Here is a 12,780-nt window from a genome sequence, read left to right on the forward strand (position 1 = left end):
TGCTCTTTTGAATCGCGTTGACGAGGCTGTGCGCGCTCAATACCCTTGATGCAGGCCACCAGGGCCTGGTTGACGGGCGTGGGTACGCCGCATTTCGCGCCCTGGTGCACCACCGCACCGTTCACAAAGTCGATCTCGGTGATTGAGCCCTTCTCCAGGCTTTGCAGCATCGAGGTCTTGAAGGCGTAGGGCAGGCCCTCGCCCGCCTTGACCCACGGCTGGCGCGGGTCGGTGGTGGCCAGCGTGATGCCGCTGGCTTTCGCCACCGCCATTGCTTCGGCCACGGCCGCAATGCCGCAGGCCTCAAGCTCGGGCACCTGGTACATCTCGCCATAGGGCAGGCGCGTGGCGGCGCTGACAGCGCCGGTGGCCACATTGACCAGCAGCTTGTCCCAGATGGTGCCGATGATGTTGCGGCTGACGGTGGTGTCGAGCCCGGCGGCGTTGAAGGCGGCGGCAATGCGCTGCACGCGCTCCGTGATGCGGCCGTCCAGTTCGCCCAGGTGGGTGTCCTTGCCGCGCGTTCCAATCAGCACATGCCCGGCGCCGAGCTGCGTGCCGCCCGCATAAGTTTTGCCGGCCAGCACACGCTCGCGGCCCACGATGCTGCCCAGGATGTCTTCGTGTCCCAGCCCGTTTTGCAGCGACAGAACGACCGTGTCCGGCCCCAGCAGCGACAGGGCTGCCTCCATGGCCGGGCGGGTGTCGAAGGACTTGACCAGCACGATCACCAGGTCCACCGCACCGGTGTCCATGGCCACGCCCGTAGCGGAGATCGCGGCATGCACCTGCACGCAACGGTCTATGCCGCCATCGCGCAGGATCAGCCCGCGGCTGTTCAGGGCCTCGACCTGCGCAGCATTGCGGTTGATGAGCCAGACCTCGTGGCCCGCCTCCGTCAGCACGCCGCCCAGTGCACCGCCCAGCGCGCCGGCCCCCAGAACACAAATCTTCACTGCACAACTCCTTCGTGATTCAGGAGCGAATTCTGGGTGGAGCCACCCATGTCGTCCATGCAATGAAGGCAATACTAATCATTGCGTATAACAATAGAGGTATGGAAAAAGACCTGGATCTGCTGGACATCAAGCTGCTGCGGCTGCTGGACCAGCTCTACACCACCCGCAGCGTCACCCGGTCGGCCGAGGCCTTGGGGCAAAGCCAGCCCACGGTCAGCATCTGGCTGGCGCGCCTGCGCAAGCAGCTTGGCGACCCGCTGTTTGTGCGCACGGCCGAGGGGATGCTGCCCACGCCGCGCACCGATATGCTGATTGCCACGGTGCGCGAAGTGCTGGGCGGGTTGCAGCGGCTGGCCCAGTCAGAGGCTGCCTTTGAACCGTCTACGGCGCAGCGGCGCTTTCGCATCTGCATGACCGACGCCAGCCACGTCACGCTGTTGCCCCGGCTGCTGTCCCACGTGCGGGCGGTGGCGCCGGGCGTGGCGCTGGAAGCCGCGCGTATCGATGCCGGCCTGGCGCATGCCCTGCAAGCAGGCGAGGCCGATCTGGCTGTCGGCTTTCTGCCCTGGCTCGACACCGGCTTCTACCAGCAGACGCTGTATGGCCAGGACTGGATTTGCCTGGCCAATGCCCGGCATCCGCGGGTGGGCAGCGAATTGGGCGCCGACTGGAGCCTGTCGGTCTACCAGGCTGAGGCACATATCGGCATCAGCTCCGGCACGGGCTACCAGCTGCTGGACAGTGCCCTGGCGTCACAAAACATCTCACGCCGGGTGCTGCTGGAGCTGCCGGGCTTTCTGGGCCTCTCGGCCATTTTGTCCACCACCGACCTGATCGCCACGCTGCCGCGCCACATCGGCGAAACCCTGGCCCGCGCCGCCGACCTCCAGGTGCTGCCCTGCCCGCTGGCGATTCCCGGATTTACCGTGAAGCAACACTGGCATGCCCGCTACCACCACGACCCGGCCTCCCGGTGGCTGCGCAGCGTGTGTGCCGAGTTGTTTATGAAAAGTGCCACCAGCCCTTTATAGCTGTGCGCGAGTAGCTACATTTTTTATAGCAACAAAACTCAGCGCGTCACCCGGTTGGCTTGCAGAGCCTGGATGGCGTCCTCGTCATAACCGAGCTCCCGCAGCAGTTCGCGCGTGTGCTCGCCCAGCCTGGGCGGGTTCAGGCGCACCCCGGGACGTTTGCCGCCCAGGGTCAGCGGCAGCAGCACGGTGGCGCTTTCCTGTCCCGCGCGGGCGCCGTCAGTCAAGGTGATGGGCGCCAGCCCGCCCGTGGCCTTGAGGTGCGGATCGTCAAACAAATCCTGCGGCCGGGTGATGGGCGCAAAGGGCAACGCATGCTTTTCAAACACAGCGCCCAGTTCGGAGGCGCTGTGCCCGGCCAGGTGCGAGCGCAGCAGGGGCATCAGCCACTCGCGCGCAATTACGCGCTCGTTGTTGGTCAGCAGCCGCGGGTCGGCCCGCAGCTCTTGCAGCCCAAAGGCCTCACAGAAAACGGCCCACTGCGTGTCGCTGACCACGGCCAGGAAAATCTGCTCGCCGTCCCTGACCGTGAACACGTCGTAGATCGCCCAGGCCGAAATGCGACTGGGCATGGGTGCGGCAGGCTGGCCGGTCACGGCAAACTGCATCATGTGCTGGGCCACCAGAAAGACATTGTTTTCAAACAGCGCGGCCTGCACCTCTTGGCCCTTGCCCGTCTTCTCGCGTGCGGCCAGTGCGGCCATGGCACCTATGGCGCCGAACATGCCACCCATGATGTCGTTGACGCTGCTGCCGGCACGCAGCGGGTCGCCAGCGCGGCCCGTCATGTAGGCCAGGCCACCCATCATCTGCACCACTTCGTCGAGGGCGGTGCGGTGGTCGTAGGGCCCCGGCAGAAAGCCTTTATGGCTGACATAGATCAAGCGCTCGTTGAGCTGCGAAAGACTGGCGTAATCCAGGCCAAGCTTCTTCATGGTGCCGGGCTTGAAGTTCTCGCTGACGATGTCGGCCGTGGCAACCAGCTTGAGCACCAGCTCGCGGCCCTCGGGTGTCTGCAGGTCGACGGCGATGCTTTTTTTGTTGCGGTTGAACAGGGGGAAAAATCCCGCACCGGAGCCGAGCAGCTTGCGGGTGTTGTCTCCCATGATCGGCTCGACCTTGATGACTTCGGCTCCCAGGTCGGCCAGCAGCATGCCGCAGGTCGGGCCCATGACCATATGGGTGAATTCGACGACTCGCAGGCCTGCATAGGGCAGGCCTTGTTCGCCGGATACGCTGGCTTCAGCCATGCAAACGTCCTTGTACAAAGTCTTTGGGGAGGCCCGCTTCGGGCGTCATGCCATAAAGCGGTTCGCCCGGCAATCCGGCCTTGAGCGGCTCGCGCGCAGCCATCAGTTTTGCAAGGTCCACACCCGTGGAAACGCCCATGGCTTCAAACATGAAAACCAGGTCTTCAGTGACCACATTGCCCGACGCGCCCGGTGCATAGGGGCAGCCGCCCAGGCCGCCCAGCGAAGCATCGAAGGTGCGCACGCCCTCTTCATACGCAGCCAGGCAGTTGGCCAGGCCCAGGCCACGCGTGTTGTGCATATGCGCAGCGCCTGCCTTGTTGCCAAGCTCGGCGCGCAGGCGCCTGAAGAGGCGGCGCACCTGCGCGGGGTTGGCATAACCGACCGTGTCCGACAAACCCGACTCATCAGCACCGGCAGCGACGCATTGGGCGGCCAGCCGGATCACATCGTCTTCAGGCACTACGCCCTGCAGCGTGCAGCCGAACGCTGTCGAGATGGCGGCCTCCAGCTTGACCTGCGGTGCAAGCTCACGGCGCAGGCCGGCAATGGCCCGCACTTCTTCGACCATCTCTTCGCGCGTCTTGCGCACATTGGCCTGCGAATGCGCCGCGCTGGCCGACACCGGCATGGTCAGCTTGTGCACGCCGGCCTGCAGTGCGGCTTCAGCGCCGCGGCGGTTGGGCACCAGGGCCATCACTGTGAGGCCGGGCAAGGTGAGCGCGTGCCGCACCACTTCCGCCACGTCGGCCATTTGCGGCAGCAGTTTGGCGGGAACAAACGAGCCCACCTCGATTTCGCGCAGGCCGGCCGCGTGCAGGGCTGTGATCCAGCGCAACTTGTCGGCGGTCGCCATGGTGCGCGCGACACTTTGAAGGCCATCGCGCGGGCCGACTTCACTGATCAGCACCTGGCAGGGCTGGGGGATTTGCATCGTCTTTGGTATTCTGTAAGATAGAACTATATTCTTTCTGATGGAATGATGAAGCAGGTTGCAAGCACTGTCAAGCAGGCAACCGGCACGAAAGCCCAGGAGATCGAGCCATGCCGCGCAAAGCCCAGACCGAATCCGTTGCAGACGCCCATGCCGCTCCCGGCGGTGCCGCGGCAGTGGACCGCGCCCTGTCGCTGCTGTCAGCCTTCAGGGCGGGCGACATCTCACTGGGCCTGGGGGAGTTGGCGGAGCGCACGCAGCTTTACAAGAGCACGGTGCTGCGGCTGCTGGCTTCGCTGGAGCATGCGAGGCTGGTCCAGAAACTCGGCGACGGCCGCTACGCACTGGGCGCCGAGGTGGCGCGCCTGCACGGTGTTTACGCCGCCTCGTTTTCGCTGGACCGCGTGGTGCTGCCGGTGCTGCGTGAACTGGTGGCAGCCACTGGCGAGAGCGCGGCCTACCATGTGCGCCAGGGGGAGGCCCGCCTGTGCCTGTACCGCGTGGACTCGCCGCATCCGATCCGCGACCACATCAAGGCCGGCGACCTGCTACCCGCCGACCGCGGCACGGGCGCTCGCATTTTGATAGCGTTTGGCGCAGAACGGGTAAGGGCTGGTGGCCCAAAAGACCGTCAGCTGTACGCCAGAATCCGCGAACAGGGTTACTACACGGCCGTGGGTGACCGCCTGGCCGAGGTAGCAGGCATTTCAGCGCCGGTGTTTGGGGCTGGCGGCGCACTGGCAGGCGCGCTGACGCTGACCATGCCCGACACCCGTTACAGAGAACGCCACGTCAAACCGGTACTCGAAGCAGCCCGCCGCCTGACTGGCCTGGTTTAAGCATCTGTTCGCGGTCTAAGCCTGTATTGCCGTTCAGCCCTGCGCGGCGGTGGATTCGATGCGCCACTGGATGTTGAGCGAGAACTGCTCCCCGGGCCCCAGCACGCGCAGGCCTGGCTGCCCCGGCAGATGAAAGGCGTCGATGGGCTGCGTGATGGGCTCAAAACAAAACGCGGGGCCTTGCGGCGGCCGGTAAACCAGGCAGAAGTGCTGTGCAGCACCGCCGTCGCGCGCGAAGTCCGGCATGCTGGCCGTGACCTGCAGGCCCAGCTCGGGCCATGCGATGCTGGCCTTGCCACCCCAGCCTGTGTAGCCGTTGTCGATGAGCGGGCCGTTGGCTGGCGCACCTTCGTTCAGGTTCCAGCTTGCCGGAAAGTCGGTCGTGTGCGCAACCGGCAGCGGATCGTCACCGCAGAGCCAGAGGCCCTCTACCTGCGCGGTAATCCGTGTTTGCGGGGTGCGGGGAAACCAGGGATGCACGCCCAAACCATACGGCAGCGGCTTGACGCCCAGGTGACGCACCTGCAGCTTCTGGTTCAGCCCACCATCAACCAGCCGGAAGGTCTGCACGGCTTCGTAGTCATAGGGGTTGCCGTCGAACCCATACGACACCAGCGTCATCACCAGGGTGTCGGCAGCCGGCTGCGAAACCTGCCACGGCTGCAGCCAGCCGTCGCCATGAATGGGATAGGGCTCGCCCGCGCGATTCGGGCGCATGGCGTGAAATTGCCCCTCATGCGTGAAGCCGCCACCGCTGATGCGGTTGGACCACGGCACCATGGCAAACGAAGCGGTCTGGTAGAGATCGTCCGTTTTGCCGTCCCAAGGCCGCCAGAGGTCCAGCGGCCCTTGCGGACGGTCAAGCTGCCAGGCAGCCACACTGCCGCCGAGCGAGGGAACCAGTCCCAGGCGTTGGCCGGCGTGGCGCAGCCAGACTACAGGATGTGCGGAATCGGTCATTGAAGATCTTTCACGGTGAGGGCAGGTAGATGGTGTTTTGTTCGTGATATCAGGCGCCGAACAAACCGGCAGGCAGACCCGGACTGTCAATCGCCACCGCGAACAGGCCGCCGGCCAGCGGCTGGTCTGCGAGCTGCGCGGGCGTTAGCCCGGTGCGTGCCGTGCTGATGAAAAGCGTGCGCATGTCCGGCCCGCCAAAGGCGCAGTTGGTCACATGGCTTGTCGGCAGCGGCACGCGGCACAGCTCCTGTGCAGTGACCGGGTCATGGCAGCTGATGCAGGCACCGCCCCAATGGGCAATCCACAGGCGGCCGGCGGCGTCGGTGGTCATGCCGTCGGGTACGCCGTCGCCGGCCGCAAAAGCCAGCCACAGGCGCTTGCCTGACAAGGTTCCCGCCGCGCTGTCGAAGTCATACGCATGGATGCGGCCATTGACTGTATCGTTGAAATACAGGGTGCGACCGTCGGCGGACCAGGTGGGGCCGTTGGTCACCGCAAAACCTTCTTCATGGCGCGTGCAGCGGCCATCAGGGTCATAGCGATACAGCGCGCCGGTGGGGGCCACGCAGTCAAAGTCCATCGTCCCCGCCCAAAAGCGGCCTTGCGCATCGCACTTGCCATCGTTGAAGCGATTGCCCGGCAACGTAGCCTCGGGTTGGTGCAGGTAGTGTGGTTCGCCGCCCAAAGCGGGGTCAAACAGCGCGAAGCCGCGCCGCAGGGTCACGATCAGACCGGGCGCATGCGCCCGCTCGGCCAGCGCGGAAATTTCCTCGTCAAAGGCCCAGCTGCTGCGCGCGCCGGTGGCGGGGTGAAAGCGGTGCAGGCGGCAGCCAAGAATGTCCACCCAATACAGGGATTGCTCCCGCGGCGACCACAAGGTACCCTCACCCAGCAGGGCGCCCGCCGGATGGACGCAATGCACCTTGCCGGGGACCGGCATGGCCGGCCGCTGCTGATGCATGCCCGCGGGGGTGTCTGGAATCAATGTCACTAATGTCTCCGTATTGCGGGGCTGTGCGGTGGCCTCTTGACGCGGTGGATGATATCAATGCATAGTGATGTTGGAAACTTATTCTTTTTATATTAATTGATACACAACTTGCAATGTCAAACATTTCCAGCTCTGCCCCCATGCGTGCCGCTCCCGCAAGCGAGACCCTCTCCGTCTTTCCCAGCCTGAACAAGCGGTCGGTATTTGTCACCGGCGGAGGCAGCGGCATAGGCGCCGCCATCGTGACAGCCTTTGCGCAGCAGGGCGCGCGCGTTGCCTTCATCGATGTCGCGAAGGAGGCCAGTGAAGCGCTTGCGCAGGAGCTGGCAGATGCGGGGCACGCCCGCCCATGGTGGCGCGCCTGCGATGTGCGGGACGTGGCCGCGCTGCAGTCGGCAATCACCGACGCAGCAAGCGCGCTGGGCGACTTTTCGGTGCTGGTCAACAATGTTGCCAGCGATGACCGCCACAGCCTGGAGTCTGTAACGCCCGCCTACTACGACGACCGCATCGCGATCAATGAACGGCCCGCCTTCTTTGCAATCCAGTCGGTGGTGCCGGGCATGCAGCGCCTCGGCGCCGGCTCCATCATCAACCTGGGCTCCACCGGCTGGCAAGGCAAGGGCGCAGGCTACCCTTGTTATGCCATCGCCAAATCTTCGGTGAACGGCCTGACGCGCGGCCTCGCGAAAACGCTGGGCCGGGACCGCATCCGCATCAACACCGTGTCGCCGGGCTGGGTCATGACCGAGCGGCAGATCAAGCTCTGGCTGGATGCCGAAGGCGAGAAGGAACTCCAGCGCAACCAATGCCTGCCCGACAAGCTGCTGCCCCACGACATCGCGCGCATGGTGCTGTTCCTGGCATCCGATGACGCCGCCATGTGCACAGCGCAGGAGTTCACGGTGGATGCCGGCTGGGTTTAACAATCCCCCCGGGGCGCCTTCGGCGCCCCGTACCGCCGCCAGACGCGACGGCTCTTCGGAGCCGTCCAAGCCTGCGCGGGCAGGCTTGGAGCCGCGGCTCTCAGCCCCTCAGGGGGCGACACTGGCGGCCCGGCAAAGCCGGTTCCGCGGTGTCCTTGGCCTGAGTCGCGAAGACTTTTAGTCCATCTCCAGCCTGCGGCCATAGAGTGTCAGGCTCGCTGTCTTCAGCGCTTTCATCATGACCTTGGCGGCTGGCGATGGCAGCCGGTCGGTGCGGGTGATGATGCCGAAGGCGTCCATGTGGCAGGGCATGTCCAGCGGCAGTACCGAGACGATACCGTGCGCGGCGTAATACCGCGCCACATCGGCCGCGACCACGGCCACCATGTCGCTTTGCTGCAGCATGCGCGTGATGAAAAGCAGGGCTGAAGACTCCACCACGTTGATGGGTGGAGCAAGCCCATCCTCGCGGAACATCAGCTCGAACCGGTGCCGCAGGACGCTGCCCGCGGGCGGCACAATCCAGGCGGCGGCCACCACGTCGCGCAGGGTGAGGCCAGACACACCCAGCAGTGGATGTCCCGGCCTCGCCATGGCGCACACCGGCTCCTCGACCAGGGGCTCATAGCGCAAATTGGTCTTGTCGTGTTCGGCAAAGAGGCGTGCCACGAGGATGTCGAGCTTGCCCTGCTCCAGCCGCTCCAGCAGCACCGGGCTGGTTTCGATATCCAGCGAAATGCGCAGGCTCGGGTGCTCCTGTTTGACCACGGCCACCGCAGACGGCAACAAGGCCAGGCCCGGCGACGTGATGGCGCCGATGCCGACCTGGCCGAAGTGGCCGGTTTTGAGTGCGGTCAGCTCGTCATGTGCCTGGTTCAGGCTGGCCAGTGCCATGCGCGCATGCCGGATCATGGTTTCGCCATACCAGGTTGGCCGCATGCCCCGGGGCAAGCGCTCAAAAAGCTGTACCTCCAGAACATCTTCCAGATCCTTGAGCAACTTGGACGCCGCCGGCTGGGTCATGCTGAGAACCTGCGCTGCGCGATGAATATTGCCTTCTTCGGCCAGTGCAACCAGTAACAGCAATTGCCTTGTCTTGAGCCGTGCGCGTATGAACCAGTGGTTGTAGGTGCTCATCGGGTTTTCCAGAATGCGTAGAACGATATCTATTTTGTCAAAAAAACAATTGGATTGATATCAAAATTAATTCTAGACTGCAGCGCTATGAAGACGAGGCTCTCACTCTCATGAAATTTGGCGAACTGCAACAAAACGCCCGGCACTATATCAATGGGCGCTGGGAAACCGGCACCACCACGGGCACCAGCACCAACCCCTCGGATACCCGGGAGGTGGTCAGCGAGTACGCACGTGCCGACCGCAACCAGACCGAACTTGCGATCCGGGCCGCAGCCGAGGCATTGCCGCACTGGAGTCACAGCACGCCGCAACGCCGGGCTGATGTACTTGACCAGATCGGCAGCGAGATCCTGGCGCGAAAAGATGAGCTGGGCATGCTGCTGTCACGGGAAGAAGGAAAAACCTTGCCCGAAGGCGTGGGCGAAGCGGCACGGGCCGGCCAGATATTCAAGTTTTTCGCAGGCGAAGCATTGCGTGTTCAGGGGGAGACCATGGCATCGGTCCGGCCCGGCATTCAGGTCGACGTGACGCGTGAACCTGTCGGCGTGGTGGGAATCATCGCACCATGGAATTTCCCGCTGGCGATTCCGGCCTGGAAAATCGCGCCGGCACTGGCCTATGGGAACACGGTGATTTTCAAACCGGCCGAGCTGGTGCCCACCTGCGGTTGGGCTCTGGCCGAAATCATCAGCCGCTGCGGGCTGCCTGCGGGCGTCTTCAACCTTGTCATGGGAAGCGGCCGGGAAGTCGGGCAAACGCTGGTCGACCATCCCCTGGTCAATGCGCTGAGTTTCACGGGCTCGGTGACAACCGGCGAACGCATCCTTCAGTCGGCTTCCGCGCGCCGCGCCAAGGTGCAGCTTGAAATGGGTGGCAAAAATCCGCTGGTGATACTGGCTGATGCCGATCTTGACCAGGCCGTCGAATGCGCCGTGCAAGGCTCGTACTTTTCGACCGGCCAGCGCTGCACCGCGTCAAGCAGGCTCATCGTGGAAGCGCCCGTACACGATGCATTCGTTGCGCGCCTGCGCCACCGCATTGCCGGGCTCAAGGTGGGCCACGCGCTGGAGCGGGGTATCGAAATGGGCCCGGTGGTTGATCGCAGCCAGCTCGAACAGAACCAGTCGTATCTGGACATAGGGCGCAACGAAGGTGCCGAGCATGTCTGGGGCGGCGAATTGCTGGAGCGCCCGACACCGGGGCATTACATGAATCCGGCGCTCTTCCTGGCCCGGCCGGAACACCGCATTGCGCGCGAAGAGATTTTTGGGCCGATAGCATGTGTGTTGCAGGCCGATGACTTTGAACACGCGCTGGCCCTGGCCAACGACACACCCTTCGGCCTCTGTGCAGGCATCTGCACGACTTCCCTCAAGCACGCCATGCATTTCAAGCGTCATGCAGAAGTCGGCATGACCATGGTGAACCTGCCTACTGCGGGTGTCGACTTCCACGTTCCGTTCGGCGGGCGCAAGGGGTCGAGTTACGGCTCACGCGAACAAGGCCGCTACGCTGCCGAGTTCTACACCACCGTCAAGACCGGTTACGTGCTAGCCTGAGCCATTGAAGATCACCAGAGAGCTTTCAGTTCCATTTCAACCAAGGAGACAAAATGAAGATCCATCGCCGCACCCTCACTGTCGCACTCGCCTGCGCCCCCCTTGCCGGCCTGTTGCCGGTTTCAGCATGGGCACAAAAGCCCATCGTGCTGGGCTTTAGCCAGGTCGGCGCGGAGAGCGAATGGCGCACCGCCAATACCGAATCCATCAAATCGGCCGCCAAGGACGCCGGCATCGAACTCAAATTCTCCGATGCCCAGCAGAAGCAGGAAAACCAGATCAAGGCGATCCGCTCCTTCATTGCCCAAAAGGTTGACGTGATCGCGTTCTCGCCCGTGGTCGAGTCGGGCTGGGAAACCGTTTTGCGTGAAGCCAAGGCCGCCAAAATTCCGGTGGTGCTGACTGACCGCTCCGTGAACGTCAAAGACACCTCGCTGTATGTTTCCTTCATGGGCTCGGACTTTGTGGAGGAAGGCCGCAAGGCAGGCCGCTGGCTTGTCGAAAAAATGAAGGGCACAAGCGGCCAGGTCAACATCGTTGAGTTGCAGGGAACCGTGGGTTCCGCGCCGGCGATTGACCGCAAAAAAGGATTTGAAGAAATCATCAAGGCCGACCCGAAGTTCAAGATCATTCGCTCGCAGACGGGTGATTTCACCCGGGCCAAGGGCAAGGAGGTGATGGAAGCCTTCCTCAAGGCCGAAGGCAAGAAGATCAATGTGCTTTTCGCGCACAACGACGACATGGCTATCGGTGCGATCCAGGCGATTGAAGAGGCTGGCATGAAGCCGGCAAAGGACATCACCATCATCTCGATCGATGCCGTCAAGGGCGCTTTCGAAGCCATGATGGCCGGCAAGCTCAATGTCTCCGTGGAGTGCAGCCCCTTGCTGGGCCCGCAGCTGATGGCGGCAGTCAAGGACATCAAGGCCGGCAAGTCCGTTCAGAAACGTATCGTTACCGAAGAGGGTATTTTTCCGATGGAAGTAGCCGCCAAGGAATTCCCCAAGCGTAAATACTGATCAGCATCCGGGCCGGCGCCCCGATACTGGGGCGCTCTTTCAAACCTCCAGAAGGAAACTATTTCATGAAACGTACATTTCTCCAGACCCTGCTCGCCGGCCTCGTGCTGGGAACCCTCGGTATTGCACCGTCAGTCCAGGCGCAAGACAAAGGCAGCATCGGCATTTCGATGCCCACCAAATCCTCTGCCCGCTGGATCGCCGACGGCGACAACATGGTCAAGGTGCTCAAGGAGCGCGGCTACAAAACCGACCTGCAATATGCTGATGACGACATCCCGAACCAGCTTGCCCAGATCGAGAACATGATCACCAAGGGCGCGAAGGTGCTGGTGATCGCCTCCATCGACGGCACCACACTGTCCAAGGCGTTGCAGAACGCGGCCGACAAGGGTGTCAAGGTCATCGCCTATGACCGTCTGATCAAGGGTTCGAAGAACGTGGATTACTACGCCACCTTCGACAACTTCCAGGTTGGCGTGCTGCAGGCCACTTCCATCGTCGACAAGCTGGGCCTGAAGCAGGGCAAGGGCCCTTTCAACATTGAACTCTTCGGCGGTTCCCCGGACGACAACAATGCATTTTTCTTCTACGACGGCGCCATGAGCGTGCTCAAGCCCTACATCGACAGCGGCAAGCTGGTGGTGCGCAGCAAGCAGATGGGCATGAACAAGGTCGGCACGCTGCGCTGGGACGGTGCGGTCGCCCAGGCACGCATGGACAACCTGCTCTCGGCCTACTACGGCAAGGAAAAGGTCCACGCGGTCCTGTCGCCATATGACGGCCTGTCCATCGGCATTTTGTCCTCGCTCAAAGGCGTCGGCTACTGCACGGCGCAGCAGCCTTGCCCGGTGGTCAGTGGGCAGGACGCCGAAATTCCTTCGGTGAAGTCCATCCTGAAAGGCGAGCAGTACTCGACGGTCTTCAAGGACACGCGCGAGCTGGCCAAGGTAACGGCCAACATGGTGGACGCCACCCTCTCGGGCAAGCAGCCCGAGATCAATGACACCAAGACCTACAACAACGGCGTGAAAGTGGTGCCCTCTTACCTGCTCAAGCCGGTGGCTGTGGATGCCTCTAACTGGAACCAGGTTCTGATTGGCAGCGGTTACTACAAAGAGTCACAAATCAAGTAACCCCGGCTGAAGGGTGAAAGCACGACGGTCCCGTGC

The 12,780-nt window shown here is 63.2% G+C and carries 11 protein-coding genes and 1 pseudogene; 6 read left to right on the plus strand and 6 right to left on the minus strand.

Annotated features, from left to right (window positions below; translation table 11 throughout):
- Positions 1 to 14 precede the first annotated feature (14 nt).
- A pseudogene (locus AC1DWQ_RS16900) lies at positions 15 to 956 on the minus strand (ketopantoate reductase family protein); the annotation flags it as partial.
- A gap of 101 nt (positions 957 to 1,057) precedes the next feature.
- Here AC1DWQ_RS16900 and AC1DWQ_RS16905 point away from each other — a divergent pair.
- On the plus strand, positions 1,058 to 1,990 hold the full coding sequence (locus tag AC1DWQ_RS16905) for a LysR family transcriptional regulator (protein WP_477670677.1): 933 nt from the start codon (positions 1,058 to 1,060) through the stop codon (positions 1,988 to 1,990).
- A 38-nt stretch (positions 1,991 to 2,028) separates the two neighbouring features.
- Here the strand turns inward: AC1DWQ_RS16905 and AC1DWQ_RS16910 are convergent, their stop codons facing one another.
- A complete protein-coding gene (locus AC1DWQ_RS16910; RefSeq protein WP_477670678.1) occupies positions 2,029 to 3,240 on the minus strand; it encodes a CaiB/BaiF CoA transferase family protein in 1,212 nt (403 codons plus the stop codon).
- Positions 3,233 to 4,174, minus strand: a complete 942-nt coding sequence (locus tag AC1DWQ_RS16915; protein ID WP_477670679.1) for a hydroxymethylglutaryl-CoA lyase — start codon at positions 4,172 to 4,174, stop codon at positions 3,233 to 3,235. The genes AC1DWQ_RS16910 and AC1DWQ_RS16915 overlap by 8 nt, the downstream gene beginning before the upstream one ends.
- A 110-nt stretch (positions 4,175 to 4,284) precedes the next feature.
- Between AC1DWQ_RS16915 and AC1DWQ_RS16920 the strand changes: the two genes are divergently transcribed.
- Positions 4,285 to 5,013: an IclR family transcriptional regulator gene (locus tag AC1DWQ_RS16920; RefSeq protein WP_477670680.1), complete on the plus strand. Its 729-nt coding sequence runs from the start codon at positions 4,285 to 4,287 to the stop codon at positions 5,011 to 5,013.
- Between the two features lie 33 nt (positions 5,014 to 5,046).
- Here AC1DWQ_RS16920 and AC1DWQ_RS16925 read toward each other — a convergent pair whose 3' ends face one another.
- Positions 5,047 to 5,973 (minus strand): aldose 1-epimerase, encoded by a 927-nt coding sequence (locus tag AC1DWQ_RS16925; RefSeq protein WP_477670681.1) that lies wholly within the window; start codon positions 5,971 to 5,973, stop codon positions 5,047 to 5,049.
- A gap of 49 nt (positions 5,974 to 6,022) precedes the next feature.
- Positions 6,023 to 6,934 (minus strand): SMP-30/gluconolactonase/LRE family protein, encoded by a 912-nt coding sequence (locus AC1DWQ_RS16930; protein ID WP_477670755.1) that lies wholly within the window; start codon positions 6,932 to 6,934, stop codon positions 6,023 to 6,025.
- A gap of 170 nt (positions 6,935 to 7,104) precedes the next feature.
- On the opposite strand from AC1DWQ_RS16930, the gene AC1DWQ_RS16935 reads away from it, so the two are divergent.
- Entirely contained in the window at positions 7,105 to 7,890 is a 786-nt protein-coding gene (locus tag AC1DWQ_RS16935; RefSeq protein ID WP_477666913.1) for an SDR family NAD(P)-dependent oxidoreductase, read from the plus strand.
- 177 nt (positions 7,891 to 8,067) lie between these two features.
- Here the strand turns inward: AC1DWQ_RS16935 and AC1DWQ_RS16940 are convergent, their stop codons facing one another.
- Positions 8,068 to 9,027: a LysR family transcriptional regulator gene (locus tag AC1DWQ_RS16940; RefSeq protein ID WP_477670682.1), complete on the minus strand. Its 960-nt coding sequence runs from the start codon at positions 9,025 to 9,027 to the stop codon at positions 8,068 to 8,070.
- Positions 9,028 to 9,137: 110 nt separating this feature from the next.
- Between AC1DWQ_RS16940 and AC1DWQ_RS16945 the strand changes: the two genes are divergently transcribed.
- The 3 genes from AC1DWQ_RS16945 to chvE all read left to right on the plus strand — a co-directional run bounded on the left by AC1DWQ_RS16945 (position 9,138) and on the right by chvE (position 12,744).
- Complete coding sequence (locus AC1DWQ_RS16945; protein WP_477670683.1) at positions 9,138 to 10,589, plus strand: aldehyde dehydrogenase family protein; 1,452 nt, start codon at positions 9,138 to 9,140, stop codon at positions 10,587 to 10,589.
- A 53-nt stretch (positions 10,590 to 10,642) separates the two neighbouring features.
- Positions 10,643 to 11,608 (plus strand): ABC transporter substrate-binding protein, encoded by a 966-nt coding sequence (locus AC1DWQ_RS16950; protein ID WP_477670684.1) that lies wholly within the window; start codon positions 10,643 to 10,645, stop codon positions 11,606 to 11,608.
- A 65-nt stretch (positions 11,609 to 11,673) separates the two neighbouring features.
- Positions 11,674 to 12,744, plus strand: a complete 1,071-nt coding sequence (gene chvE / locus AC1DWQ_RS16955) for a multiple monosaccharide ABC transporter substrate-binding protein (RefSeq protein WP_457282346.1) — start codon at positions 11,674 to 11,676, stop codon at positions 12,742 to 12,744.
- The last annotated feature ends 36 nt before the right edge of the window (positions 12,745 to 12,780 follow it).

The sequence above is a fragment of the Polaromonas sp. P2_G11 genome (genome assembly GCF_056403595.1).